This window comes from Streptomyces sp. NTD91, from assembly GCF_059510455.1.
Genome location: NZ_JCAJZW010000014.1, coordinates 45,974 through 67,985 on the forward strand (window position 1 = coordinate 45,974; position 22,012 = coordinate 67,985).

Genomic DNA, 22,012 nt, shown 5'->3' on the forward strand with positions numbered 1-22,012 from the left:
CCACTCACTTCAGCCTGCTGGACGCGAGGATGGACACCAGGTGCAGCAGGGTCTGCAGCAGCGCGATGCCGGCCAGCACCGCCACACCCAGCCGGGAGAAGAACAGGTCGCCGCGCGCGTGGTCGACGATCGCGAGGACCAGGATCAGCAGGGACGCCTCGATGCCGAGGATCAGCCGGTGGAACTTCAGGGCCGCGGCGGCACGGCGGGCCAGCGCCATGCCGGAGGAGCGCATCTCGGCGGCGGCCTCCTTGACCGGCGGCTTGCCGGCCTGGTGGCGGGCGACGCCCACCAGGTCGGTCTCGGCCTTGATGAGGACGGCGCCGAGCGCGGCCAGGGTGCCGAGGAAGGCCCACAGCCAGTCGATACGGCCGCTCCCCCACAGGTCGGCGGCGCGCAGCCCGAAGCCCGTGAGCACCGCGGCGTCCGTGAGATAGGCGCCGACCCGGTCCAGGTAGACGCCGCTGAGCGAGTACTGCTTCTTCCAGCGCGCGATCTCGCCGTCGACGCAGTCCAGCAGCAGGTACATCTGGACGCACACCACACCGAGCACGGCGCCCCAGATCCCCGGCACCAGCAGGGCCGGGGCCGCGAGCACGCCGAAGACGGTCATCAGGTACGTGAGCTGGTTGGGCGTGACCCTGGTGCCCACCAGGTAGCGGTCGACCCGCAGGGACACCTCGCGCATGTAGAGGCGTCCCATCCAGTGCTCACCGCTGCGCCGGTCCTTCACCCCCGCGGGGTGGACGACCGGACGGAGTTCAGCTACCGATGGCCTTGACATAGTCGGCGTAGATGTCCTTGATCTGGTTCGTCTTGAGGTCGAGGTGTTCGAGGATCGTGTAACGGCCGGGGCGGGTCTCCGGGGCGAACTCCACGGCGCGGACGAACTCGTCCACGGTGAAGCCGATCTCCTCCGGCAGCACCGGAAGCCCGTGCCGGTGCAGCACCCCGGCCGTGTGGACCGCCTCCTCGTGCGCCCCGCGCAGGTACATCGCGAAGGCCGCGCCGAGCCCGCACTGCTCGCCGTGGGCGGCCGCCCGCTTGGGGAAGAGCAGGTCGAAGGCGTGGTTGATCTCGTGGCAGGAGCCGGAGGCGGGCCGGGAATCGCCGGAGATCGACATCGAGATCCCGGTGAGGACCAGCGCCTCGGCGAGCACCTGGAGGAAGTCGTTGTCGCCGATGCCCCCGGGGTGCCGCAGCACCGCCTCGCCGGCCTGGCGGGCCATGGCCGCGGCGAGACCGTCGATCTTCTCCCCGTTGACGCGGTTGGACAGCTCCCAGTCCGCGACCGCGTTGATGTTGGAGATCGCGTCGCCGATGCCGGCCCGGACGAAGCGGGCCGGAGCCTCGCGGATCACATCCAGGTCGATGACGACCCCGATCGGGTTCGGCACACCGTAGGAACCGCGTCCGGCGTCGTTGTCGAGCGTGGCGACCGGCGAACACAGGCCGTCGTGCGCGAGGTTCGTCGGTACGGCCACCAGGGGCAGGCCGACGCGGGCCGCGGCGAACTTGGCGCAGTCGATGATCTTGCCGCCGCCGAGACCGACGACCGCGTCGTAGTGGCCGGACTTCATCTCGCCGGCCAGCCGGATCGCGTCGTCGAGGGTGCCGCCGCCGACCTCGTACCAGGTGGCGCCCGGCAGCGAGGGAGCGATCCGCTCGCGCAGCTTCGCGCCGGAGCCGCCGCTGACGGCGACGGCGAGCCGTCCGGACTGCGCGATGCGCTCGTCGGCGAGGACGCAGGCCAGGTCGTCCAGGGCACCCGGACGGATGTCCACGACGACCGGCGAGGGAATCAGCCGGGTCAGTAGCGGCACGCGATCTCCCGTCCCCTGGCGAGGTCGTCGTGGTTGTCGATCTCGACCCAGCTGACGTCGCCGATCGGGGCCACGTCGATCCGGAAGCCGCGGTTGACCAGCTCCTGGTATCCGTGCTCGTAGAACTGCTGCGGGTCGGTCTCCCAGACCGTCTTCAGCGCGTCGGCCAGCTCGGGGGCGGCGTCGCCCTCGATCAGGGTGACGCCGATGTACTCGCCGGTCGCCTCGGCGGGGTCCATCAGCTTGGTGATCCTCGTCATGCCCTTCTCGGGGTCGACGACGACCTTCATCTCCTCGTCCGCGAGGGACTTCACGGTGTCGAGGGCGAGGATGATCTTCTTGCCCTCGCCGCGCGCGGCGAGCAGCGTCCGCTCGACGGAGACCGGGTGGACGGTGTCGCCGTTGGCGAGGATCACGCCGTCCTTCAGGGCGTCACGGCCGCACCACAGCGAGTAGGCGTTGTTCCACTCCTCGGCCTTGTCGTTGTCGATGAGGGTGAGCTTGAGGCCGTACTTCCGCTCCAGGGCCGCCCTGCGCTCGTAGACGGCCTCCTTGCGGTAGCCCACGATGATCGCGGCCTCGGTCAGGCCGACCTCGGCGAAGTTGGCGAGGGTGAGGTCCAGCACGGTCGGTTCGCCCTCTATGCCCGCGGGCCCCACCGGCACCAGCGCCTTGGGCAGGGTGTCGGTGTAGGGGCGCAGACGCCGTCCGGCGCCGGCCGCCAGCACGAGGCCGATCATGCGGGTTCTCCTTCGTCGTGTACGGCTGGGGCTCCTGCGGAGACCCAGAAACGGATGCTCTCGACGAGCACCACGAGGGCGACGGCCACGGCGAGGACCGTGAGCGCGACCGTGAACTGCGGGGCGGTGAGCACCGCGGCCAGGACGGTGACGAGCAGCGTCCGCCCCTCGTGCCCCCCGATGGAGCGCACCAGCCAGGCCGGGGGCGCTCCGGCGTTGCCGCGGATGCGGTACACCGTGTCGTAGTGATGGTAGGCGACGGCCGCCACCAGGCCGAAAGCCGCGGGAAGGGCTCCGTTCACGTGCGCTTCGGCCGCCAGTGCCAGGACGGTGCCGTATTCGGCGGCCCGGAAGAGCGGGGGGACGAGCCAGTCGAGCGGGCCATTGAGGGGCTGCGTGATCGCACCGCCGGAGAACAGCACGTAGGCCCAGCCCCCCGCGACAGCGCCCGGCGGACCGAAGCACAGCACCCCCACGGCGAGGAGCGCGACTCCGAACAGGGCGAGGACGAGCGGCGTGTAGGCGCGGACTCCGCCCCGGGGCCTGAGCGGCTTGGACCACAGCACGGCGAGCGGCCCGGAGTCCGTGAGGTCGTACAGGGCCCCAGCCGCCCGGTCCGTCCGCTGCGCCTTGCGGGTCAGCGAACGCAGAATGCGACCGGCCGTGGTGTACGTCGCCGCGAAGGCGCAGCCGACGAGCAGGACGTAGAAGGTGATCCGCGGGGTGGTGGCCGCGGTGAGGACCGCTATCAGCGCCCAGCGCTCGCCGATGGGCAGGACGATCATCCTGCGTACCCACACCGTCCAGCCCACGCTGTCCAGCTTGTCGGAGAGGGCGGCGGTGGGGCTGGTGTTGGCGGTGGCATCGTGGTTGGCCTCGTTGAAGGAGAAGTCGACCACGTGCCGGCAGCTCTGCAGGACCATCGCGCCGAGCGCGAGGGCCCACACGTCGTCGCCGCCGCGGGCCGCTCCCAGCGCGAGGCCGGCGTAGTAGGCGTACTCCTTGGCCCGGTCGAAGGTGGCGTCGAGCCAGGCACCGAGCGTGGAGTACTTCAGGGCGTAGCGGGCGAGCTGGCCGTCGGTGCAGTCCAGCACGAAGGACGCGATCAACAGCACGCCGGCCGCGACGAACCCCACGCGCGTGCCCGTCGCCGCGCAGCCGGCCGCGATCAGGGCGGTGAGCAGCGAGGCGGTGGTGACCTGGTTGGGGGTGAGACCCCGGCGGGCGCACCAGCGGGCGATGTAGCGCGAGTAAGGGCTGATGAAGAAGGTGGTGAAGAAGCCGTCGCGGGACTTCACGGCTGACCGGAGGCGTACGGCCTCGTCGTCGACGGCGGCGAGCGCCTGCCGTGCCTCGTTGCGGGCCTGCGGGTCGTCGGGGACGGCGGCGACCAGGCTGCCCAGCTCCGGCCGGTGCACCTCGCAGCCCTCGGCGTCGAGGGTGGTGACGACACGGTCGGCGAGGCCGTCCGCCTCCCCCCCGCTCGTCTCCGCTCGCGCGGGGGCACCTGCCTGCGCGGTGACGCTGCCGACGGTGGTCTCGCGGGCCACGGCCCGGGTCAGCACCTGCCGGGCGGCCGACTGGGCCGTGACGGCGCCGGGGACCGCGGACAGCGGGAAGCGCGGGTCGGTCAGGCCGAGGCGCAGGGCGTGCCGGTGGCCGACGAAGCGGGCGTCGACCAGGGCCACGCGGTCGCCGGCCGGAGCGGTGGCCAGCAGGGTCGCGGCCTCGGCGCCGTCCGCTGCCACCCGGACGTCGAAGCCGAGGGACCGCAGATCGTTCTCGAGGGACGATCCGGGGACCGGCTGACCGGTGACGATGGCGGTCGACAACCGAACTCACTCCCTGGGTGCCGGCGCGGGGGCACCGGTCTCTCGCATGGTGGGGCGCCCTGCCGACGGCACCCCGGCGGGCATGTCGGCAGAGGCTATCGGATGGCCGGAAGCCCGTGTTCACCGGCCGTTCACGGCCCGGCCCACGGGGGCTGCCCCGGCCTTCGCCGCGATCATCATCGGGGATCCGGGGCCCGCCTCACAAACCCGTCGGCGCAGAACCGGGCAACCGGGACAGGTGCACGGGACGCATAAGGTGGACGACCATGACCTGGCTGATCACCGGCGGGGCCGGATACATCGGGGCGCACGTGGCGCGGGCCATGGCCGCCGCCGGGGAGCGCGTGGTGGCGCTGGACGACCTGTCGGCGGCGGTGCCCGCGCGGCTGCCCGCGGACGTTCCGCTGGTCGAGGGCTCGACGCTGGACGGGGACCGGCTGAAGGACGTCCTCCAGGAGTGCGGCGTGACCGGCGTCGTCCACCTCGCGGCGCGCAAGCAGGTCGCCGAGTCGGTGGCGCGGCCGACCCACTACTACCGGGAGAACGTCGGCGGGCTTGCCACGCTGCTGGACGCGGTCGCCGGGGCCGGCATCCGCCGGCTGGTGTTCTCCTCGTCGGCGGCGGTGTACGGCAACCCGGACGTGGAGCTGATCACCGAGGACACCCCGTGCGCGCCGGTGAACCCCTACGGCGAGACCAAGCTGGCCGGCGAATGGCTGGTGCGGGCGGCGGGTCGGGCGCACGGGATCTCCACGGTGTGCCTGCGGTACTTCAACGTGGCGGGCGCGGCGGCGCCGGAACTCGCGGACACGGGCGTGTTCAACATCGTCCCGATGGTGTTCGACCGGCTCACCCGCGACGAGGCCCCGCGGATCTTCGGCGACGACCATCCGACGCCGGACGGCACCTGTATCCGGGACTACGTGCACGTGGCCGACCTCGCCGAGGCGCACCTCGCGGCGGCGCTGCGGCTCGCCGACGGAGACCTGTCCGGCGATCTCACGCTGAACATCGGGCGGGGCGAGGGCGTCTCGGTGCGCGAGCTGATCACGGTCATCGGGGAGGTCAGCGGCGACCGCCGGGAGCCCGTGGTGGAGCCGCGCCGGCCGGGGGACGCGCCGCGTGCGGTCGCCTCGGCCGAGCGGGCCGCCGAGCGGCTGGGCTGGCGGGCCGGGCGCGGGGTGCGCGAGATGGTGGAGTCGGCCTGGCGTGGCTGGCAACTGCACCACCGCCGGTGAGGCCGCGCTCGAGCCGTACCGGAACGGCCGTGAAGTAGGGTCGCACCCACCGTGACCTGCGGAACGTTTCCGCAGGTCAGGGCACATGACAACGGTGTTCAATGCCGCGTTGCCCGATACCCCCCACCCGTAGTTCACTGGGGCGTGCCGGACGGAGCACGGAAGGGCGGTTTCCATGGGGGCAGGGCACGACCACGGGCACGCGCACCACCATGCGCCGGCCACGGGTACGGCCGCGGCCGCGTACCGCGGCCGTCTGCGTATCGCGCTGGGCATCTCGCTCACGATCATGGTGGTGGAGCTCGTCGGCGGTGTGGTGGCCGACTCGCTCGCGCTGATCGCGGACGCGGCGCACATGGCGACCGACGCGGTGGGCCTCGGCATGGCGCTGCTCGCGATCCACTTCGCCAATCGCCCGCCCAGCGCCAACCGCACCTTCGGCTACGCCCGCGCGGAGATCCTCGCCGCCCTGGCCAACTGCCTGCTGCTGCTCGGGGTCGGCGGATACGTCCTGTACGAGGCCGCCCAGCGGTTCGTGACGCCCGCGGAGACCCACGGCGGTCTGATGGTCGTCTTCGGCCTGATCGGGCTCGTCGCGAACTCGGTGTCGCTGTCCGTGCTGATGCACGGACAGAAGGAGAGCCTGAACGTGCGCGGTGCCTTCCTGGAGGTGGCGGCGGACGCGCTCGGCTCGTTCGCGGTGCTGGTCTCGGCGGTGGTGATCCTGACCACCGGCTGGCAGCGCGCGGACCCGGTCGCCTCGCTCGCCATCGGCCTGATGATCGTGCCGAGGACGCTGAAGCTGCTGCGCGAGACGCTGGACGTGCTGCTGGAGGCGGCCCCGAAGGGCGTCGACATGGCCGAGGTACGGGCGCACATCCTGGCGCTGGACGGCGTGGAGGACGTGCACGATCTGCACGCATGGACGATCACCTCCGGGATGCCGGTCCTGTCGGCGCACGTGGTGGTCGGCTCGGACGTGCTGAGCGCCGTGGGCCACGAGAAGCTGCTGCACGAGCTGCAGGGCTGCCTCGGCGACCACTTCGACGTCGAGCACTGCACCTTCCAGCTGGAGCCGGGCGGCCACGCGGAACACGAGGCGCGGCTGTGCCACTGACACCCCGCTCGGGTGTTCGGGGGTGGGGGGCGGTTCCGCGCCCCACCGGCCGGGCACGATGATCTACCGGGTCCGACTTCCGGTGCCGCGCCGCGCGCGGACGTGCCGGGAAGTGCCGGGAGTGCCGGATTCGTACGGCAGACTTGGGGTGCGAAGACCGAGGCGAAGGATGGGTATGCCGATCACACCTGCCACCGCGACGCACAGCTCGTCCAATGGCACCGCAGAGGCGATTTTGCTGGAACTGGTCGACGAGAAGGGTGTGACGATCGGTACGGCGGAGAAGCTCGCCGCCCACCAGCCGCCGGGGCAGCTGCACCGCGCGTTCTCGGTGTTCCTCTTCGACGAGCACGGTCGGCTGCTGCTCCAACAGCGGGCACTCGGCAAGTACCACTCCCCCGGTGTGTGGTCCAACACCTGCTGCGGCCACCCGTACCCGGGCGAGGCGCCGTTCGCCGCCGCGGCCCGGCGCACGTTCGAGGAGCTGGGTGTGTCGCCCTCGCTGCTTGCGGAGGCGGGCACGGTCCGCTACCACCACCCGGACCCCGCCTCGGGCCTGGTCGAGCAGGAGTACAACCACCTGTTCGTCGGCCTGGTGCAGGCGCCGCTCTCGCCCGACGCGCAGGAGGTCGCCGGGACCGCGTTCGTGACGGCGGCGGAGCTGGCGGAGCGGCACACCCGCGACCCGTTCTCGGCCTGGTTCATGACCGTCCTGGACGCGGCCCGTCCGGCGATCAGGGAGCTGACGGGTTCGTCCGCGGGCTGGTGACGGGAGCAGGGCCGCGGGCCTGTGTCTCCGCACCGTCGGGGCGGAGGCGCGGGCCCGCGCCGTTACAGGAACGCCGGGGGCTTGAGCGGCAGGGCGGCCCAGATGACCTTGCCGCCGCTCGCGGTGTGCTCCACGTCGACCGTCCCGCCCGCCTCCCGGGCCACCTCGCGGACCAGTAGCAGGCCCCGGCCGCCGGTCCGGCCGTGATCGGCCTCCAGCGCGGTCGGGCGGTACGGGTGGTTGTCCTCCACGGACACCCGCACCCACTCGGCTCCGACGGCGACCTCCACGGCCAGCGTCGGCGACAGCAGCGCCGCGTGCCGGACCGCGTTGGTGACCAGCTCGGAGACGATCAGCAGCAGGCCGTGCACCAGGTCGTCGGAGACCGGCACGCCCTGGCGCAGCAGCAGGTCCCGAACGGCGTGCCGGGCCTGCGGAACCGAGGCGTCCACCGCGGGGGCGGTGAAGCGCCAGATGCCCTCGTAGGGCAGCGGATCGGGCGGCCGCTCGGCGCCCCCCGCTGGGCGCGGGCCGTCCCCGCGCCCGTGGTCGTCCATCGTCCGGTCGCCACCCTCGCGCTCGATTGTCACCACACGTCGAGTGTTGGTAACGATGCGCTGCGCTCCGCGGCCCTGAACACAAGTCAGCGTCTATCGAACGGTTTCTGACCGAGTGCGTATGACACAGTCACGTGTGGGACTGGTTCCGGCCGCCCGGACGCCGGTTCGCGAACTAATCGGGTCGTACGCGTTTGGGCTGCTCCTGGTCGGAGACGAGCCCGACCACACGGCGGCCGCCGTAGCCGGTGGCCACGAGGCCGAGGCCGTCGAAGAGCAGGGCGAGTGAGAAGAAGGCCCCGATGACGTACTGGCTACTGCTCGGCCACGAGCCGAGGACGAGGACGCCGAGCAGCAGGTCGAAGGCGCCGAGGAGCAGCGTCCAGCCGAGCTGGGGTCCGCGCACGACCAGGCCGCCGGCCAGCCGGAACAGGCCCGCGGAGAGGAACAGCAGAGCGGCGAACATGGTGAGCGCGGCGGCCGTTGCGTGCGGCAGTCGGATGACGACGACACCGGCCGCGATGTTCAGGGCGGCGACGACGGCGCCGAGCCAGAAGAAGCTGGTGCCGCGAGCCTGGATCGCGTGCAGCAGCCCGACGATCCCGCCGATCAGCAGCAGCCAGCCGAACAGCAGCATGGAGGTCAGCGTGGCCACGGCGGTGTAGAGGAGTCCGACGAGTCCGCCGATGACGAGGATCACACCGAGGACGGCGAGCAGGCCGAAGCCGCGGTGGAGTCTGCTCGCACTGTCCCTGCGTCTGCCGGACTTGGCCATCACCGCCACCTCGGCCCTCTTGGATTTGTCTGGTTCTCACCTGTTTTGTCCCCGCTGGATGAGACCCGTAACACTCCCGGGCCGTGGGCCCCGACCTTGGTGGGCAGGGACCCGGCGCATAGCATCCGGGCCATGGAGCCCCAGCTGTCCCACCATGTCTCCGGCGCCGTCGCCACCGTCGTCATCGACCACCCGGCCAAGCGCAACGCCATGACCGCCGCGATGTGGCGGCGGCTCCCGGCACTCCTGGACGCGCTCGCGCGCGACCCGGCGGTGCGGGTGCTGGTGCTCACCGGCGCGGGCGGGACCTTCTGCGCGGGGGCGGACATCAGCACGCTGCAGGGCTCGCCGGAGCAGGCGCAGGCACTCGCCGTGGCGGCCGAGGAGGCGCTCGCCGCGTTCCCCAGGCCGACCGTGGCCGCCGTGCGCGGGCACTGCGTCGGCGGCGGGGCGCAGCTCGCCGCCGCCTGCGATCTGCGGCTGGCGGAGGAGGGCGCGCTGTTCGGGGTGACTCCGGCGAGGCTGGGGATCGTCTACCCTGCCTCCTCCACCCGCCGCCTCGTGTCGCTGGTGGGTCCGGCCACCGCCAAGTACCTGTTGTTCTCGGCCGAGTTGATCGACGCGGGGCGGGCGCTGCGCAGCGGGCTGGTCGACGAGGTGCTGCCGGAGGACGAACTGGACAAACGGGTCGCGGAGTTGACCGGGGTGCTGGTCTCGCGCTCGCAGCTCACCCAGGCCGCGGCGAAGGAGTTCGCGGCCGGCCGCACCGACCGGGACGCCCACTGGGCCGAGCGGGCCCGCGGCAACCCCGACACCGTGGAAGGGGTCGCCGCGTTCCTGGAGCGGCGGCATCCGAGGTTCACGTGGAGCGTGTCTGCGTCAGGATGAAGCGGCTCCGGGCGCGCAGCCGCTCCACGAGGTGGGCCGGAGCCTTGTCCGGGGACCCGGCGGCGTAGGGCGGCCGCGGATCGTACTCGGTGGCGAGTTGGACGGCCTGGGCGTGGTCGTCGCCCGCGATCCGTCCGGCCAGGGTGAGCGCCATGTCGATGCCGGCGGAGACCCCGGCGGCGGTGACGTACTTGCCGTCGGTCACCACCCGCTCCCCGGTCGGCTCGGCGCCGAACCGCGTCAGCTGGTCGAGCGCGAGCCAGTGCGAGGTGGCGCGGCGCCCGTCGAGGAGCCCGGCGGCGGCGAGCAGCAGCGAGCCCGTGCACACGGAGGTGGTCCAGGTGCTGCCCGCGTCGGCGTCGCGCAGCCAGGCCAGCAGCGGCCGGTGCTCCATCAGGTCGCTCTGACCGGGTCCGCCCGCCACGACCACCACGTCCGGCCGCGTGACCTCGCCCAGTGACCGGTCCGCGACGACGCCCAGGGCTCGGGTGTCGGTGCGGACGGGCCCCGTGCGCTCGGCGACGAAGACGGTCTCGGCACCGGGGAGCCGGGAGAGGATCTCGTAGGGTCCGACGGCGTCGAGGGCGGTGAAGCGGTCGTAGACGAGGATGGCGATCTGCATGAGGGACGTCCCTTCGGTGTGGGTGGGGTCTGACGTCAGCGCCGGGGCGGCTCGGCGGGCTGCGCCGAGGAAGCGTCCGGCGGTGGCGGTTCGGGCGTGGCGGTACGGGCAGGCAGCGGCGTGCCCGGCCCCGCTTCAGTGGGCCGGGGCGGGGCGGAAGCGGCGGCGGTACTCCGCCGGGGACGTGCCGAAGGCCTTGACGAAGGCTCGGCGCATGGCCTCGGAGGTGCCGTAGCCGCTGTCGCGGGCGACCTCCTCGATGCCGGCGGGGGTGTCCTCCAGCAGCCGGCGGGCGTGTTCCAGGCGGACCCGGTCGACGTAGCGGCCGGGTGTCACGCCGGTCTCCGCGAGGAAGGCGCGTGCGAAGTGGCGCGGTGACAGGCGGGCGCGTTCGGCCAGCGCGTCGACCGTCAGATCGCCCGCGGGGTGCTCGGTGATCCAGCGCTGGACCTCCCGCAGGGGTGCGCGCCGGGCGGTCTGCGCGGCGAGCTGGGCGCTGAACTGCGCCTGGTTGCCGGGCCGGCGCAGGAAGACCACGAGGTGCCGGGCGACCGCGAGCGCGACGTCCCGGTCCAGATCCTCCTCGACCAGCGCGAGGGCGAGGTCGATGCCCGAGGTCACCCCGGCCGAGGTGGCGACGTGTCCGTCCCGGACGTAGATGGGCTCCGGATCCACGGCGACGGCCGGGTGGTCGCGGGCGAGTCTGTCGCAGTACGCCCAGTGGGTCGTGGCCCGGCGGCCGTCGAGGAGACCGGCTGCGGCGACCAGGATGGCGCCCGTGCACACCGAGACCAGGCGCCGCGCGAGCGGTCCGCGGGCCCGCAGCCAGTCGATCAGCCGCGGGTCCGCGCGGCGCGTGCCCTCGCCACCCGGCACCAGCAGCGTGTGCGGGTCGGCGGCGGTGCCGAGCGCCTCGTCCGGTACGAGGGTCAGGCCGCTGGAAGTGCGCACCGGGGCGCCGTCCAGGGAGGCCGTACGGATGCGGTAGGTGCCCGGCGTGTGCTTCTCCGCACCGGTGAACACCTCGAGCGGCCCGGTGACGTCGAGGCTCTGGACCCCGTCGAAGAGGACGAAGAGAAGCGTTCGCTGCGGCATGTCCCGATTCTTCGCCGCCCCGCGGATGGCCGCAATGACGTGTTTCCCACCCTTCCTGCCATGAGGGGCGGGCCGCGACGGCCGGGAGTGAAGGGGCGGCCGGTGCGGTACCCGAAGGCAGGTCGGCCCGCGGGAGGAGGAGATTTCCGTGTTCGCTGCCATCGCAGACGTCCTGCGGCAGATCGGCGGTGCCGTCGCCACCGTGGTGACGCTGCCGTTCCGCGCCGTGGCACGGTTGTTCGGCGGGGCCTCGTCGTCCGCGCACGGGGGCCGTGCCTGAGCCGCACCCGGTGTGTCGCCACGCGCCGCCCTGATCCCCGGTTGCCGGTGTCACCTGCCACAATTGCCGCGCAACCTCAGTGGAGAAGGCGGTACGGGATCGTGACGACACCCGGATCCATCGAACCAGGATCCATCGAAGGCAGGATCGCCGAGGAACTCGGCGTACGGGAGCGGCAGGTGAAGGCCGCGGTGGAACTGCTCGACGGCGGTTCGACCGTGCCCTTCATCGCCCGCTACCGCAAGGAAGCGACCGAGATGCTCGACGACGCGCAGTTGCGCACGATCGAGGAGCGGCTGCGCTATCTGCGGGAGCTGGAGGAGCGGCGCACGGCGATCCTGGAGTCGGTGCGCGAGCAGGGCAAGCTGACTCAGGAACTGGAGGCGAGGATCCGGGGCGCCGAGACCAAGGCGCGCCTGGAGGACATCTACCTCCCGTACAAGCCCAAGCGGCGCACCAAGGCCCAGATCGCACGCGAGGCCGGTCTGGAGCCGCTGGCGGAGGGCCTGCTCGGCGATCCGGCGGTGGAGCCGCTCGCGGCGGCCGCCGCGTTCGTGGACGCCGACAAGGGCGTCGCCGACCCGCAGACCGCGCTGGAGGGCGCGCGGGCCATCCTCACCGAGCGGTTCTCCGAGGACGCCGACCTGATCGGCGAGCTGCGCGAGCGCATGTGGGTGCGGGGGCGGCTCGCCGCCAAGGTGCGGGAGGGCAAGGAGGAGGCGGGCGCGAAGTTCGCCGACTACTTCGACTTCGCCGAGCCGTTCACCGAGCTGCCCTCGCACCGGATCCTGGCGATGCTGCGCGGCGAGAAGGAGGAGGTGCTGGACCTCGTCCTGGAGCCCGAGGAACCCACGGAGGGCCCGTCGTCGTACGAGGGCATCGTCGCGCACCGGTTCGGGATCGCCGACCGGGGCCGTCCCGCCGACAAGTGGCTGACCGACACGGTCCGCTGGGCCTGGCGCACCCGGATCCTCGTCCACCTCGGCATCGACCTGCGGCTTCGGCTGCGTACGGCGGCCGAGGACGAGGCGGTGAACGTGTTCGCGGCGAACCTGCGCGACCTGCTGCTGGCCGCTCCGGCCGGCACGCGCGCGACGCTGGGCCTGGACCCCGGTTTCCGTACGGGTGTGAAGGTCGCCGTCGTCGACGCGACCGGCAAGGTCGTCGCCACGGACGTGATCCACCCGCACGTCCCGGCGAACAAGTGGGACGAGGCCCTCGCGAAACTGGCCCGGCTCGCCGAGGAGCACGCGGTCGAGCTGGTCGCGATCGGCAACGGCACGGCCTCCCGCGAGACCGACAAGCTCGCCGGTGAACTGATCGCCAGGCACCCGGAGCTGAAGCTCACCAAGGTGATGGTGTCCGAGGCGGGCGCGTCGGTGTACTCGGCGTCCCCGTACGCCTCCCAGGAGCTGCCGGACATGGACGTGTCGCTGCGCGGCGCGGTCTCCATCGCCCGGCGGCTGCAGGACCCGCTGGCCGAGCTGGTGAAGATCGACCCGAAGTCCATCGGTGTCGGCCAGTACCAGCACGACCTGTCGGAGGTGAAGCTGTCCCGCTCGCTCGACGCGGTCGTGGAGGACTGTGTGAACGGCGTCGGCGTGGACGTGAACACGGCGTCCGTGCCGCTGCTCGCACGCGTGTCGGGCATCTCCTCCGGCCTCGCGGAGAACATCGTGGCGCACCGGGACGCCAACGGCCCCTTCACCTCCCGCGCGGAGCTGAGGAAGGTGGCGCGGCTCGGCCCGAAGGCGTACGAGCAGTGCGCGGGCTTCCTGCGCATCCGCGGCGGCGACGACCCGCTGGACGCCTCCAGCGTGCACCCCGAGGCCTACCCGGTGGTCCGGCGCATGGTGAAGACCACCGGCCAGGAGGTCGCCTCCCTCATCGGCAACACCGGCGTGCTGCGCTCGCTGAGGCCCGCCGACTTCGTGGACGACACGTTCGGTCTGCCCACCGTGACGGACATCCTCAAGGAGCTGGAGAAGCCGGGCCGCGATCCGCGTCCCGCCTTCAGGACGGCCACCTTCAAGGAGGGCGTGGAGAAGATCTCCGACCTGACCGCCGGGATGATCCTGGAGGGCGTGGTGACGAACGTGGCCGCGTTCGGCGCCTTCGTCGACGTGGGCGTCCACCAGGACGGCCTGGTGCACGTCTCGGCGATGTCGAAGACGTTCGTCAAGGACCCGCGGGACGTGGCCAAGCCGGGCGACATCGTCAAGGTGAAGGTCCTGGACGTGGACATCCCGCGCAAGCGGATCGCGCTGACCCTGCGCCTGGACGACGAGGCCGCTCAGCAGGGTCAGGGCGGCGGCCGGCAGCAGCGCGGCACCCGGCCGCCGCAGCAGCGGCAGGGCGGCGGCCAGGGACGGCGCGAGGGCCGCGGGGGCGACCGGGGCGCCCGGCAGGCACCGGCACCGGCCAACAGTGCGATGGCGGACGCACTGCGCCGGGCGGGACTGCTCGACCCGAAGAAGCGCTGACCCCGCGGGGCCGGGCGGGGCTCATGGTGCCGGTCGGTCGAAAAGGCACCCTCTTCGGAGGGTGCCTTGGTCCGGCGCCGGAAGGGCTGTCCCCCGAAGGTCCGCGGGGCCGTGCCGACACGCGGCTCCGCCGCGTCGGGTCCCCCCGGTTCGGGGGAAGCCGAGAACCCGCGAGAGCGGCCAGGCACGACGTCAGCGGACAGCCGGCAGTTCGCGACCGGCGCAGCGGAACGCTACCGCTCGGTCACCTTGCCGTCCGCCACCTCCAGACGCCGCGTCACCCGAACCGCGTCCAGCATGCGCCGGTCGTGGGTGACCAGGAGCAGGGTGCCGTCGTAGAAGTCGAGGGCGGACTCCAGCTGTTCGATGGCGGGCAGGTCGAGGTGGTTCGTCGGCTCGTCCAGGACGAGGAGGTTCACCCCCCTGCCCTGGAGCAGCGCCAGGGCCGCGCGGGTGCGTTCGCCCGGCGAGAGGGTCGCGCCCGGGCGCAGCACATGGCCGGACTTCAGACCGAACTTGGCGAGCAGGGTGCGCACCTCGGCCGGCTCGGTGTCGGGGACGGCCGCGCAGAACGCGTCGAGCAGGGTCTCGGGGCCGTGGAAGAGCCCGCGGGCCTGGTCGACCTCGCCGACCAGGACGCCCGAGCCCAGCGCGGCGTGCCCGCGGTCCAGCGCGACCCGGCCCAGCAGGGCGCCGAGCAGGGTCGACTTGCCGGCGCCGTTGGCCCCGGTCACCGCGACCCGGTCCGCCCAGTCGATCTGCAGGGACACCGGGCCGAAGGTGAAGGCGCCGCGCCGCACCTCGGCGTCCCGGAGGGTGGCCACGACCGCTCCGGAGCGCGGGGCGGAGGCGATCTCCATGCGCAGCTCCCACTCCTTGCGCGGCTCGTCGACCACCTCCAGCCGCTCGATCATGCGCTGGGTCTGCCGGGCCTTGGCCGCCTGCTTCTCGCTGGCCTCGCTGCGGAACTTGCGGCCGATCTTGTCGTTGTCGTTGCCCGCCTTGCGCCGGGCGTTCTTCACGCCCTTGTCCATCCAGGCCCGCTGCATCTGCGCGCGGTCCTGGAGCGCGGCCTTCTTGTCGGCGTACTCGTCGTACTCCTGGCGCGCGTGCCGGCGGGCCACCTCGCGCTCCTCCAGGTAGGCCTCGTAGCCGCCGCCGTAGAGATTGATCTGCCGTTGTGCCAGGTCGAGTTCGAGGACCTTGGTGACCGTGCGGGCGAGGAACTCGCGGTCGTGGCTGACGACGACCGTGCCCGCGCGCAGCCCGGTGACGAACCGTTCCAGACGCTCCAGGCCGTCGAGGTCCAGGTCGTTGGTGGGCTCGTCGAGGAGAAAGACGTCGTAGCGGGACAACAGGAGGGAGGCGAGGCCGGCGCGGGCCGCCTGGCCGCCGGAGAGGGCGGTCATCGGCGTGTCCAGGTCGACGGCGAGGCCCAGCGAGTCCGCGACCTCCTCCGCGCGCTCCTCCAGGTCGGCGCCGCCGAGGCCGAGCCAGCGCTCCAGGGCGGTGGCGTAGGCGTCGTCGGCGCCGGGCGCGCCGTCGACCAGCGCCTGGGTGGCCTCGTCCATGACGCGCTGGGCGTCGGCGACGCCGGTGCGGCGGGCCAGGAACTCCCGCACGGTCTCCCCCGGCCTGCGCTCCGGCTCCTGCGGCAGGTGGCCGACGGTCGCGGCCGGCGGGGACAGCCGCAGCTCGCCGTGCTCGGGCTGGGCGAGCCCGGCGAGCAGCCTCAGCAGGGTGGACTTGCCCGCGCCGTTGGCACCGACGAGACCGATCACGTCGCCGGGCGCGACGACGAGGTCGAGCCCGGAGAAGAGGGAACGGTCGCCGTGCCCGGCGGCGAGGTTCTTCGCGACGAGTGTGGCAGTCATCAGGACGCCGATCCTAATGGGCCCCCGGCGCCCGCCGCTCAGCCGCGTCCTCCGCCGGTGGCCGGTGCGGTGAGCACGCCACCGGCCGTACGGGCGACGAGGTACGCCTCTCCCCCGACCGCCCTCGGGTCCAGCGGGAGGCGGTGCCGGCCCGGCTCCAGAACGCCGTCGAACACCTCGCGGGTGTGGGTGCGGTGGAGTCGGTCGAGGCGGTAGGCGGTGATCCGTACCCGGCAGGCCGAGGTCACCTCGACGTCCGCGGAGCCGTCGGCGGCGGTGAACCCGGTGAGCCGGCGCTGCGGGAGCGGGCTGCGGTCCAGGGCGTGCTCGATCTGGGCGACCAGCAGCGGCACGATCGGAGCCAGCCCGTCCACCCGGGCGACCTCGGCTCCGGCCCGCTCGAAGGCCTCCAGTACGGCGGCCCGTTCGGCCTCGCCGACCGCGCGGCCGAAGGCGACGGCACCGTAGCGGCGCAGCTCCTCGGCGGGGACGGCCCGGGCGTCCTGGGTGATGTCGGCGCCGATGCCGATGGTGCGCAGCGCGGCGGCCAGCCGGGCGAGCACGGCGACCCGGGCGCCGATCAGCAGGACCCGGCGGCCGGGCGCGGCGGTGGTCCCCATCAGGGCGCCGAGCGCCGCGCGGTACTCGGCGCCCCGGAACCGGTAGGGCCCTATGCCGTGGTAGCCGTTGAGCTCCAGATCGGCGTGCTCGTCCGTCTGCCAGGCGAAGTCCCGCCAGATGTAGTCCTCGCCGTCGCGCTGGATGACGGCGGTGACCGCTCCGCAGCCCAGGTGCGCGCACTCGGGGCAGCCGTAGATGACGAACCGGCCGCCCGGGAGCGGCGGTTCGGCCTCCAGCAGCAGCGCGCGCACCTGTGCGGTGAAGATCGCGGGTGGGACGTCCGAGGCGAGCGGGGAGACGGCGTCCAGGTCGGACAGCCGGAACAGCAGCGGGCGGCCGTCCACGACGAAGTCCACGAACTCGCGGTGGACCTGGTAGCCGCCGTCGGCGAGCACACCGCCGGCGCGGATCGCCGGTGCCAGGCCGAAGGTCGCGTATGCGGCAGACATGCTGTGAGTATCCCCACACCGACAGCAATGTGAGCGCGGCATGTCGGAGTCGGGCGGACGGGACTTATCGTCCTGGCGTGGACAGCGAGCCGAATGACGAAGTGATCGTGGTCGGGAGCGGTATCGCGGGTCTGACGACGGCCGTGGCACTGGCCGAGTCCGGGCGCCGGGTACGGGTGTGGACGCGGGAGCCCGGCGAGCGTACGACCTCGGCGGTCGCCGGCGGCCTGTGGTGGCCCTACCGCATCGAACCCGAGCCGCTGGTGGGCGCTTGGGCACTGGCGTCCCTCGCCGTGTACGAGGAGTGGGCCGGCCGGCCGGAGCAGACGGGCGTACGCCTGGTCGACGGCGTACACCGCGGGACCCGGCTGGACGAACTGGGCGGCTGGGCGGGCCGGGTTCCGGGACTGCGGGCCGTGGCCGACGGCCTCGCGGCGCGGCTGCCGGTGATCGACATGCCGGTGCATCTGGCATGGCTGCGGGAGCGGCTCGCCAGGGCGGGAGGCGTGGTGGAGGCGCGTGAGGTGACCGGCCTCGCCGCGGTGCCGGCACCGGTCGTCGTCAACTGCACGGGACTGGGGGCACGTTCGCTGGTGCCGGACCCGGCGGTGCGGCCGGTGCGCGGGCAACTGGTCGTGGTGGAGAACCCGGGGATCACCGGCTGGTTCACCTCCGTCGACCACTCCTCCGCCGAGTCGACGTACTTCATCCCGCAGCCGGGCGGGCTGCTGCTCGGCGGCACGGCGGAGGAGGACGACTGGTCGCTGGACCCGGACCCGGCCACCGCGGCGGCGATCGTCGCCCGGTGCGCGGCGGTCCGCCCCGAGATCGCACGGACCAGGGTCCTGGACCACCGGGTGGGGCTGCGGCCTGCCCGGGATGCGGTACGGCTGGAACGGCAGGAGTTGCCCGACGGGCGCGTGCTGGTGCACAACTATGGGCACGGCGGGGCGGGGATCACGGTGGCGTGGGGGTGCGCACGGGAGGCGGCCGGGCTGGCGTTCCCCGCGGCATGAGAACCGTGCCTGCCCGGGCCGCGGCAGCGGTGCCGCACGGACGACGGCACTGCGACGCCCCGAGTGGCGCGCGCGGGGGAACCGCGTGGCCGGCCACGACGGAGCCGGCCGGGGGCCGGGCACCCCCACGACGCGTCCCCGCTCAGTCCGACGGCACGTGCCGGGCCACGCCCGGTACGCGGACGCCCTTCAGGACCGTCGCCGCCGGTTGTGGCGCCGCGCTGCCGGACGTGGCCCGGGCGAACGCCGCCGCGCCCCCGACCAGCGGCAGCCCGGCCGTCGTACCCGACAGCGACACCGTGAGACTCGGCTTCGTGGACGGCGGGTCGATCAGGTCCCTGTCCGTACCGGCGATGATCAGCGCCAGCCGGTGCCCCTTGGGGACGACATGGTCGGTGGCCGCCAGACGCAGGGTCGTCGTGTACGCCCGGCCCGGGGTGAGCGGGACGCCCCGGGTGAGGGAGGCGTAGTGGCCGAGGTCGGCCCAGCCGCGGCTGAACACGGTGTAGCCGACCTCGACCGTCTTCGCCGCCGTGTCCTTGAAGCAGGCGCTGTCCCCGGCCGTGCTCTCGCCCCAGCAGCTGCGGTCGGTCAGTGTGGTGATGCCTTCGGCGGCGTCGGCGTAGTCGCGGATGGTGTCCGGGCCGAGGTCGACCAGGACGGCGGACAGATGCGCCGCGGTGGTGCTCGGGGTGGCGGTCACCGTGACCGTGGGCGAGCCGGACAGGCGCAGGTCACGCGTGAGCGGCGCGGTGAGGAAGCCCGCCTTCCCGGGGGTCGGCGTGGTGAGGTGGGCCGCCCAGTCGGTCTCGCTCAGCTTCGGGTCGTCGGTGAAGGTCTGCGTGCCTGTGGCCGGGCGCAGGCCGAGCGTGCCGACCCCCGCACGGGTGCCGGGGGCCGGGTGGAGGACCGCGGTGCGGGTGGCCTGCGGGGGCCAGACCCGGGAGGTGACCCACTGGTCGGGGTGGCGTTCGACGTCGGCCATCGGCTCGTGGTCGATGCCGTTGTCATAGCCGAGGAGTTCGTGGTCGAACCAGCGGTGCAGGGTGTCCACCCAGGCGCCGCGGCGGTAGTCGAAGGGGTCGACGTGCCCGGTCTGCGACAGCCAGATCTTGCGCTCGACACCGTGCTTCGCCAGCGCGTCCCACCACTGCCCGAAGTGCTTGGTCCGGACGTTGAGGTCCTGCATGCCGTGCACCACGAACACACTCGCGCGCACCTTGGCCGCGTCCTTGACGTAGTCCCGCTCGGTCCACAGCCCGGTCCAGTCGCCGGTGCGCGGGCTGCCGTCGGCGAGCTTCTTCCGTACGGCCGCGCAGTGGGCGTGCGCCGCGTCGCTCTCGACGTACCCGGCCAGCTCGTCGGGGCCGCCGTCGTACAGCGGGGCGCCCTGTGCGAAGTAGTAGTCGTACCAGGAGGAGATGGCGCTGATCGGGACGACGGTCTTCAGGCCCTTGACGCCGGTGGCGGCCACGCCGCTCGCGATCGTGCCGTCCCAGCTCTTGCCGATCATGCCGGTCCGTCCGTCGGTCCAGCCCGCTCGGACGGTTTGCGTCCCGGTCCGGCTGGTGTACGCCGTGGCGCGGCCGTTCAGCCAGTCGACGACGGCCTTCGCGGACTGGATGTCGGAGCGGCCGCCGACGTCGACGCAGCCGTCGGAGCGGTTGGTGCCGGCGAGGTCGACGCCGACGAAGGCGTAACCGCGGGGCACGAAGTAGTTGTCGTAGTACAGCGGCATCTGGACGACGCGGCCCTGCGCGTCGTACGTCTTGACCTGGCTCTCGTTGCCGCGTCCGCAGCAGGCGTAGTAGGGGCTCGCGTCCATGACGACGGGCACCTTGCGGCCGTGGCGGGCGGGCTCGGACGGCCGGACGATGTCGGCGGCGACGCGGTCGGTCCTGCCGTCGCCGTCCTCGTCGAGCCCGGTGTCCACCCACACGGACTCGCGGATGGCGTGGGCGTAGGAGTAGACGGGCCGGCTCTCCCGTGGGGCCCGGCTCGCGCCGCCGGCGGCCCGGGCGGCGGTCGGGGTGAGGAACGCGGCCGTCAGGACGGCGGCGACCACTGTGGCGAGCGCTCTCCAGAACGTGCAGCGCGTGCGAAGGAGGCTACGTGTCGGCATGCGCGGACGGTACTGCGGTCGACTCCCGTGCAGAAGACGGCTTTACGGCGAACCGTGGGCTCGTGACGGCCGAATGGCGATCGTGTGACGGCAGGTGCCATGGACAGGCCGGGGGCCACGGGGACTGAATGGGCTCCGGACCGGTTCTCCGAAGTATCTTCCGAACGGACCTTTGGTCCCGACGACTTGGAGCTGACGTGCACCGCAGAATCATCGCGCCCGGCGCACTGGCGGCGGCCTCCCTCCTGCTGGCGATCCCGGCATCGGCCGCGAGCTACTCCCCCGGCGCGCCGGGCATCGGCGATCCCTACTACCCGTACTACGGCAACGGCGGCTACGACGTCTCGCACTACGACCTGAGGCTCCATTACCAGCCGAGGACGGACGAGCTGCAGGGCACGGCGACGATCCTGGCGAGGACCACGCAGGATCTGTCCAGCTTCGACCTGGACTTCCTGCTGGACGTGAGCGAGGTGCGGGTCAACGGCGCGAAGGCCGGCTTCACACACGCCCAGCAGCACGAACTGGTGATCACGCCCAAGACGCCGCTGGCCAAGGGCACGCCGGTCACGGTGGTGGTCCGCTACAGCGGGGTGCCGTCGACGAAGAGCGCCTACGGCTTCACCACCTGGCACCGCACCCCCGACGGCGCGGTCGCCGCCGACGAGCCCGAGGCCGCGTGGTGGTGGTTCCCGAGCAACGACCACCCGAGCGACAAGGCCACCTACGACGTGTCGGTGGCCGTGCCCGACGGCACCCAGGCCATCTCCAACGGCACCCTCCAGTCGACCGGTTCGAAACTCGGCTGGACCCGATACATCTGGCGGCAGAACAAGCCGCAGGCCACCTATCTCGCCACCCTCGCCATCGGCAGGTTCGACATCACCACGAGCACCTCCGAGGGTGGGGTGCCGGTCGTCAACGCCTACAGCAAGGACCTCGGCGACAACGACGGGGCCGCGCGGGCGAGCGTGGAGCGCACGGGGGAGATCGTGGACTGGCTGAGCGGCTACTTCGGGCCGTATCCGTTCAGCACGGCCGGCGGATACGTCCCGAACACCACCACCGGCTACGCCCTGGAGACCCAGACCCGGGTCTACTACAGCCCCAGGCAGTTCGCGAACGGCTCCAACACCTCGGTGGTCGTGCACGAACTGGCCCACCAGTGGTACGGCGACGACGTGTCGCTGAAGGACTGGAAGGACATCTGGATCAACGAGGGCTTCGCCCGGTACGCGCAGTGGCTGTGGTCGGAGCACGAGGGTGAGGGCACCGCGCAGGAACTCGCCGACTACGTCTACGCCTCCCACCCGGCCGACGACGCGTTCTGGACGGTGAAGCCCGGCGACCCGGGCCCGGACGACCAGTTCGACATCGCCGTCTACGACCGCGGGGCGCTCGCCATCCAGGCGCTGCGCAACGCGGTCGGGGACGACGCGTTCTTCCGCATCCTGAAGGGCTGGCCGAAGGAGCACGCCTACGGCAACGCCTCGGTGGCCGACTTCGAGCGGTACGCCGAGCAGGTCTCCGGCAAACCGCTCGCCGCGCTGTTCCACACCTGGCTGTACCAGCCGTCGAAGCCGGCCGCACCCGCGGCACGCGCCGCGTCCCTGGCGCAGGCGGACACGGCGGTGGCCCGGCCCGTGTCGTGGCGGAAGATCGAGGCGACGAACGACATCCACGACTCCCGCGGGCACTGAGCGGGAACCGG

19 protein-coding genes are annotated in these 22,012 nt (G+C 72.7%); 8 read left to right on the top strand and 11 right to left on the bottom strand.

The annotated features are described in order from the left end of the window. Nucleotides 1-4: 4 nt before the first annotated feature. From AC5WRT_RS16925 to AC5WRT_RS16940, 4 genes are read right to left on the bottom strand one after another with little or no spacing between them, the layout of a single operon-like run. Nucleotides 5-784: a CDP-alcohol phosphatidyltransferase family protein gene (locus tag AC5WRT_RS16925; protein ID WP_496094324.1), complete on the bottom strand. Its 780-nt coding sequence runs from the start codon at nt 782-784 to the stop codon at nt 5-7. Next, entirely contained in the window at nt 762-1,823 is a 1,062-nt protein-coding gene (locus tag AC5WRT_RS16930; RefSeq protein ID WP_496094323.1) for an iron-containing alcohol dehydrogenase family protein, read from the bottom strand. The genes AC5WRT_RS16925 and AC5WRT_RS16930 overlap by 23 nt, the downstream gene beginning before the upstream one ends. Then, nucleotides 1,811-2,563 carry a phosphocholine cytidylyltransferase family protein gene (locus AC5WRT_RS16935; protein WP_496094322.1) on the bottom strand — a complete coding sequence of 251 codons (753 nt, stop codon included), beginning with the start codon at nt 2,561-2,563 and terminating at the stop codon, nt 1,811-1,813. The genes AC5WRT_RS16930 and AC5WRT_RS16935 overlap by 13 nt, the downstream gene beginning before the upstream one ends. Then, nucleotides 2,560-4,395 carry a DUF5941 domain-containing protein gene (locus AC5WRT_RS16940; RefSeq protein ID WP_496094321.1) on the bottom strand — a complete coding sequence of 612 codons (1,836 nt, stop codon included), beginning with the start codon at nt 4,393-4,395 and terminating at the stop codon, nt 2,560-2,562. The genes AC5WRT_RS16935 and AC5WRT_RS16940 overlap by 4 nt, the downstream gene beginning before the upstream one ends. A 266-nt stretch (nt 4,396-4,661) precedes the next feature. Between AC5WRT_RS16940 and galE the strand changes: the two genes are divergently transcribed. From galE to idi, 3 genes are all read left to right on the top strand, one after another. Then, nucleotides 4,662-5,633: a UDP-glucose 4-epimerase GalE gene (galE, locus tag AC5WRT_RS16945; RefSeq protein WP_496094320.1), complete on the top strand. Its 972-nt coding sequence runs from the start codon at nt 4,662-4,664 to the stop codon at nt 5,631-5,633. Between the two features lie 175 nt (nt 5,634-5,808). Further along, a complete protein-coding gene (locus AC5WRT_RS16950) occupies nt 5,809-6,750 on the top strand; it encodes a cation diffusion facilitator family transporter (RefSeq protein WP_496094319.1) in 942 nt (313 codons plus the stop codon). A gap of 175 nt (nt 6,751-6,925) precedes the next feature. Continuing rightward, nucleotides 6,926-7,519, top strand: coding sequence for an isopentenyl-diphosphate Delta-isomerase (idi, locus tag AC5WRT_RS16955; protein ID WP_496094318.1), 594 nt, complete (start codon nt 6,926-6,928; stop codon nt 7,517-7,519). Between the two features lie 62 nt (nt 7,520-7,581). Here idi and AC5WRT_RS16960 read toward each other — a convergent pair whose 3' ends face one another. Both AC5WRT_RS16960 and AC5WRT_RS16965 read right to left on the bottom strand, forming a co-directional pair. Continuing rightward, nucleotides 7,582-8,076, bottom strand: a complete 495-nt coding sequence (locus AC5WRT_RS16960) for an ATP-binding protein (protein ID WP_496094365.1) — start codon at nt 8,074-8,076, stop codon at nt 7,582-7,584. A gap of 175 nt (nt 8,077-8,251) precedes the next feature. After that, a complete protein-coding gene (locus AC5WRT_RS16965) occupies nt 8,252-8,851 on the bottom strand; it encodes an HdeD family acid-resistance protein (RefSeq protein ID WP_496100355.1) in 600 nt (199 codons plus the stop codon). 132 nt (nt 8,852-8,983) lie between these two features. Between AC5WRT_RS16965 and AC5WRT_RS16970 the strand changes: the two genes are divergently transcribed. After that, nucleotides 8,984-9,739, top strand: a complete 756-nt coding sequence (locus AC5WRT_RS16970; protein ID WP_496094316.1) for an enoyl-CoA hydratase/isomerase family protein — start codon at nt 8,984-8,986, stop codon at nt 9,737-9,739. Here AC5WRT_RS16970 and AC5WRT_RS16975 read toward each other — a convergent pair. Together AC5WRT_RS16975 and AC5WRT_RS16980 are read right to left on the bottom strand one after the other, a co-directional pair. Then, nucleotides 9,711-10,361 carry a DJ-1/PfpI family protein gene (locus AC5WRT_RS16975; protein ID WP_496094315.1) on the bottom strand — a complete coding sequence of 217 codons (651 nt, stop codon included), beginning with the start codon at nt 10,359-10,361 and terminating at the stop codon, nt 9,711-9,713. The genes AC5WRT_RS16970 and AC5WRT_RS16975 overlap by 29 nt on opposite strands. A gap of 135 nt (nt 10,362-10,496) precedes the next feature. After that, nucleotides 10,497-11,456 carry a GlxA family transcriptional regulator gene (locus tag AC5WRT_RS16980; RefSeq protein WP_496094314.1) on the bottom strand — a complete coding sequence of 320 codons (960 nt, stop codon included), beginning with the start codon at nt 11,454-11,456 and terminating at the stop codon, nt 10,497-10,499. Nucleotides 11,457-11,604: 148 nt separating this feature from the next. Here AC5WRT_RS16980 and AC5WRT_RS16985 point away from each other — a divergent pair, with 148 nt between their 5' ends. Both AC5WRT_RS16985 and AC5WRT_RS16990 read left to right on the top strand, forming a co-directional pair. Then, the gene (locus AC5WRT_RS16985) at nt 11,605-11,736 is read left to right on the top strand and encodes an LPFR motif small protein (protein WP_496094313.1); all 132 of its coding nucleotides are present in this window, start codon (nt 11,605-11,607) and stop codon (nt 11,734-11,736) included. Nucleotides 11,737-11,837: 101 nt separating this feature from the next. After that, a complete protein-coding gene (locus AC5WRT_RS16990; protein WP_496094312.1) occupies nt 11,838-14,219 on the top strand; it encodes a Tex family protein in 2,382 nt (793 codons plus the stop codon). Between the two features lie 233 nt (nt 14,220-14,452). Here AC5WRT_RS16990 and AC5WRT_RS16995 read toward each other — a convergent pair whose 3' ends face one another. Together AC5WRT_RS16995 and AC5WRT_RS17000 are read right to left on the bottom strand one after the other, a co-directional pair. After that, nucleotides 14,453-16,093: an ABC-F family ATP-binding cassette domain-containing protein gene (locus AC5WRT_RS16995; RefSeq protein ID WP_496094311.1), complete on the bottom strand. Its 1,641-nt coding sequence runs from the start codon at nt 16,091-16,093 to the stop codon at nt 14,453-14,455. A 38-nt stretch (nt 16,094-16,131) separates the two neighbouring features. After that, nucleotides 16,132-17,163, bottom strand: coding sequence for an oxidoreductase (locus AC5WRT_RS17000; RefSeq protein WP_496094310.1), 1,032 nt, complete (start codon nt 17,161-17,163; stop codon nt 16,132-16,134). 101 nt (nt 17,164-17,264) lie between these two features. Here AC5WRT_RS17000 and AC5WRT_RS17005 point away from each other — a divergent pair, with 101 nt between their 5' ends. Further along, nucleotides 17,265-18,179, top strand: a complete 915-nt coding sequence (locus AC5WRT_RS17005; RefSeq protein WP_496094364.1) for an FAD-dependent oxidoreductase — start codon at nt 17,265-17,267, stop codon at nt 18,177-18,179. Between the two features lie 142 nt (nt 18,180-18,321). On the opposite strand, the gene AC5WRT_RS17010 is transcribed toward AC5WRT_RS17005, so the two are convergent. After that, nucleotides 18,322-20,301, bottom strand: a complete 1,980-nt coding sequence (locus AC5WRT_RS17010) for a Xaa-Pro dipeptidyl-peptidase (RefSeq protein WP_496100356.1) — start codon at nt 20,299-20,301, stop codon at nt 18,322-18,324. Nucleotides 20,302-20,498: 197 nt separating this feature from the next. Here AC5WRT_RS17010 and AC5WRT_RS17015 point away from each other — a divergent pair, with 197 nt between their 5' ends. After that, entirely contained in the window at nt 20,499-22,001 is a 1,503-nt protein-coding gene (locus AC5WRT_RS17015) for a M1 family metallopeptidase (protein ID WP_496094308.1), read from the top strand. Nucleotides 22,002-22,012 lie beyond the last annotated feature (11 nt).

Excerpts from the sequence above, each read along its gene's own strand:
- AC5WRT_RS16925 (WP_496094324.1), bottom strand. The coding sequence starts at position 784 with ATGTCAAGGCCATCGGTAGCTGAACTCCGTCCGGTCGTCCACCCCGCG.
- AC5WRT_RS16935 (WP_496094322.1), bottom strand. The coding sequence starts at position 2,563 with ATGATCGGCCTCGTGCTGGCGGCCGGCGCCGGACGGCGTCTGCGCCCC.
- galE (WP_496094320.1), top strand. The coding sequence starts at position 4,662 with ATGACCTGGCTGATCACCGGCGGGGCCGGATACATCGGGGCGCACGTG.
- AC5WRT_RS16950 (WP_496094319.1), top strand. The coding sequence starts at position 5,809 with ATGGGGGCAGGGCACGACCACGGGCACGCGCACCACCATGCGCCGGCC.
- idi (WP_496094318.1), top strand. The coding sequence starts at position 6,926 with ATGCCGATCACACCTGCCACCGCGACGCACAGCTCGTCCAATGGCACC.
- AC5WRT_RS16960 (WP_496094365.1), bottom strand. The coding sequence starts at position 8,076 with ATGGACGACCACGGGCGCGGGGACGGCCCGCGCCCAGCGGGGGGCGCC.
- AC5WRT_RS16965 (WP_496100355.1), bottom strand. The coding sequence starts at position 8,851 with ATGGCCAAGTCCGGCAGACGCAGGGACAGTGCGAGCAGACTCCACCGC.
- AC5WRT_RS16970 (WP_496094316.1), top strand. The coding sequence starts at position 8,984 with ATGGAGCCCCAGCTGTCCCACCATGTCTCCGGCGCCGTCGCCACCGTC.
- AC5WRT_RS16975 (WP_496094315.1), bottom strand. The coding sequence starts at position 10,361 with ATGCAGATCGCCATCCTCGTCTACGACCGCTTCACCGCCCTCGACGCC.
- AC5WRT_RS16980 (WP_496094314.1), bottom strand. The coding sequence starts at position 11,456 with ATGCCGCAGCGAACGCTTCTCTTCGTCCTCTTCGACGGGGTCCAGAGC.
- AC5WRT_RS16995 (WP_496094311.1), bottom strand. The coding sequence starts at position 16,093 with ATGACTGCCACACTCGTCGCGAAGAACCTCGCCGCCGGGCACGGCGAC.
- AC5WRT_RS17000 (WP_496094310.1), bottom strand. The coding sequence starts at position 17,163 with ATGTCTGCCGCATACGCGACCTTCGGCCTGGCACCGGCGATCCGCGCC.
- AC5WRT_RS17010 (WP_496100356.1), bottom strand. The coding sequence starts at position 20,301 with ATGCCGACACGTAGCCTCCTTCGCACGCGCTGCACGTTCTGGAGAGCG.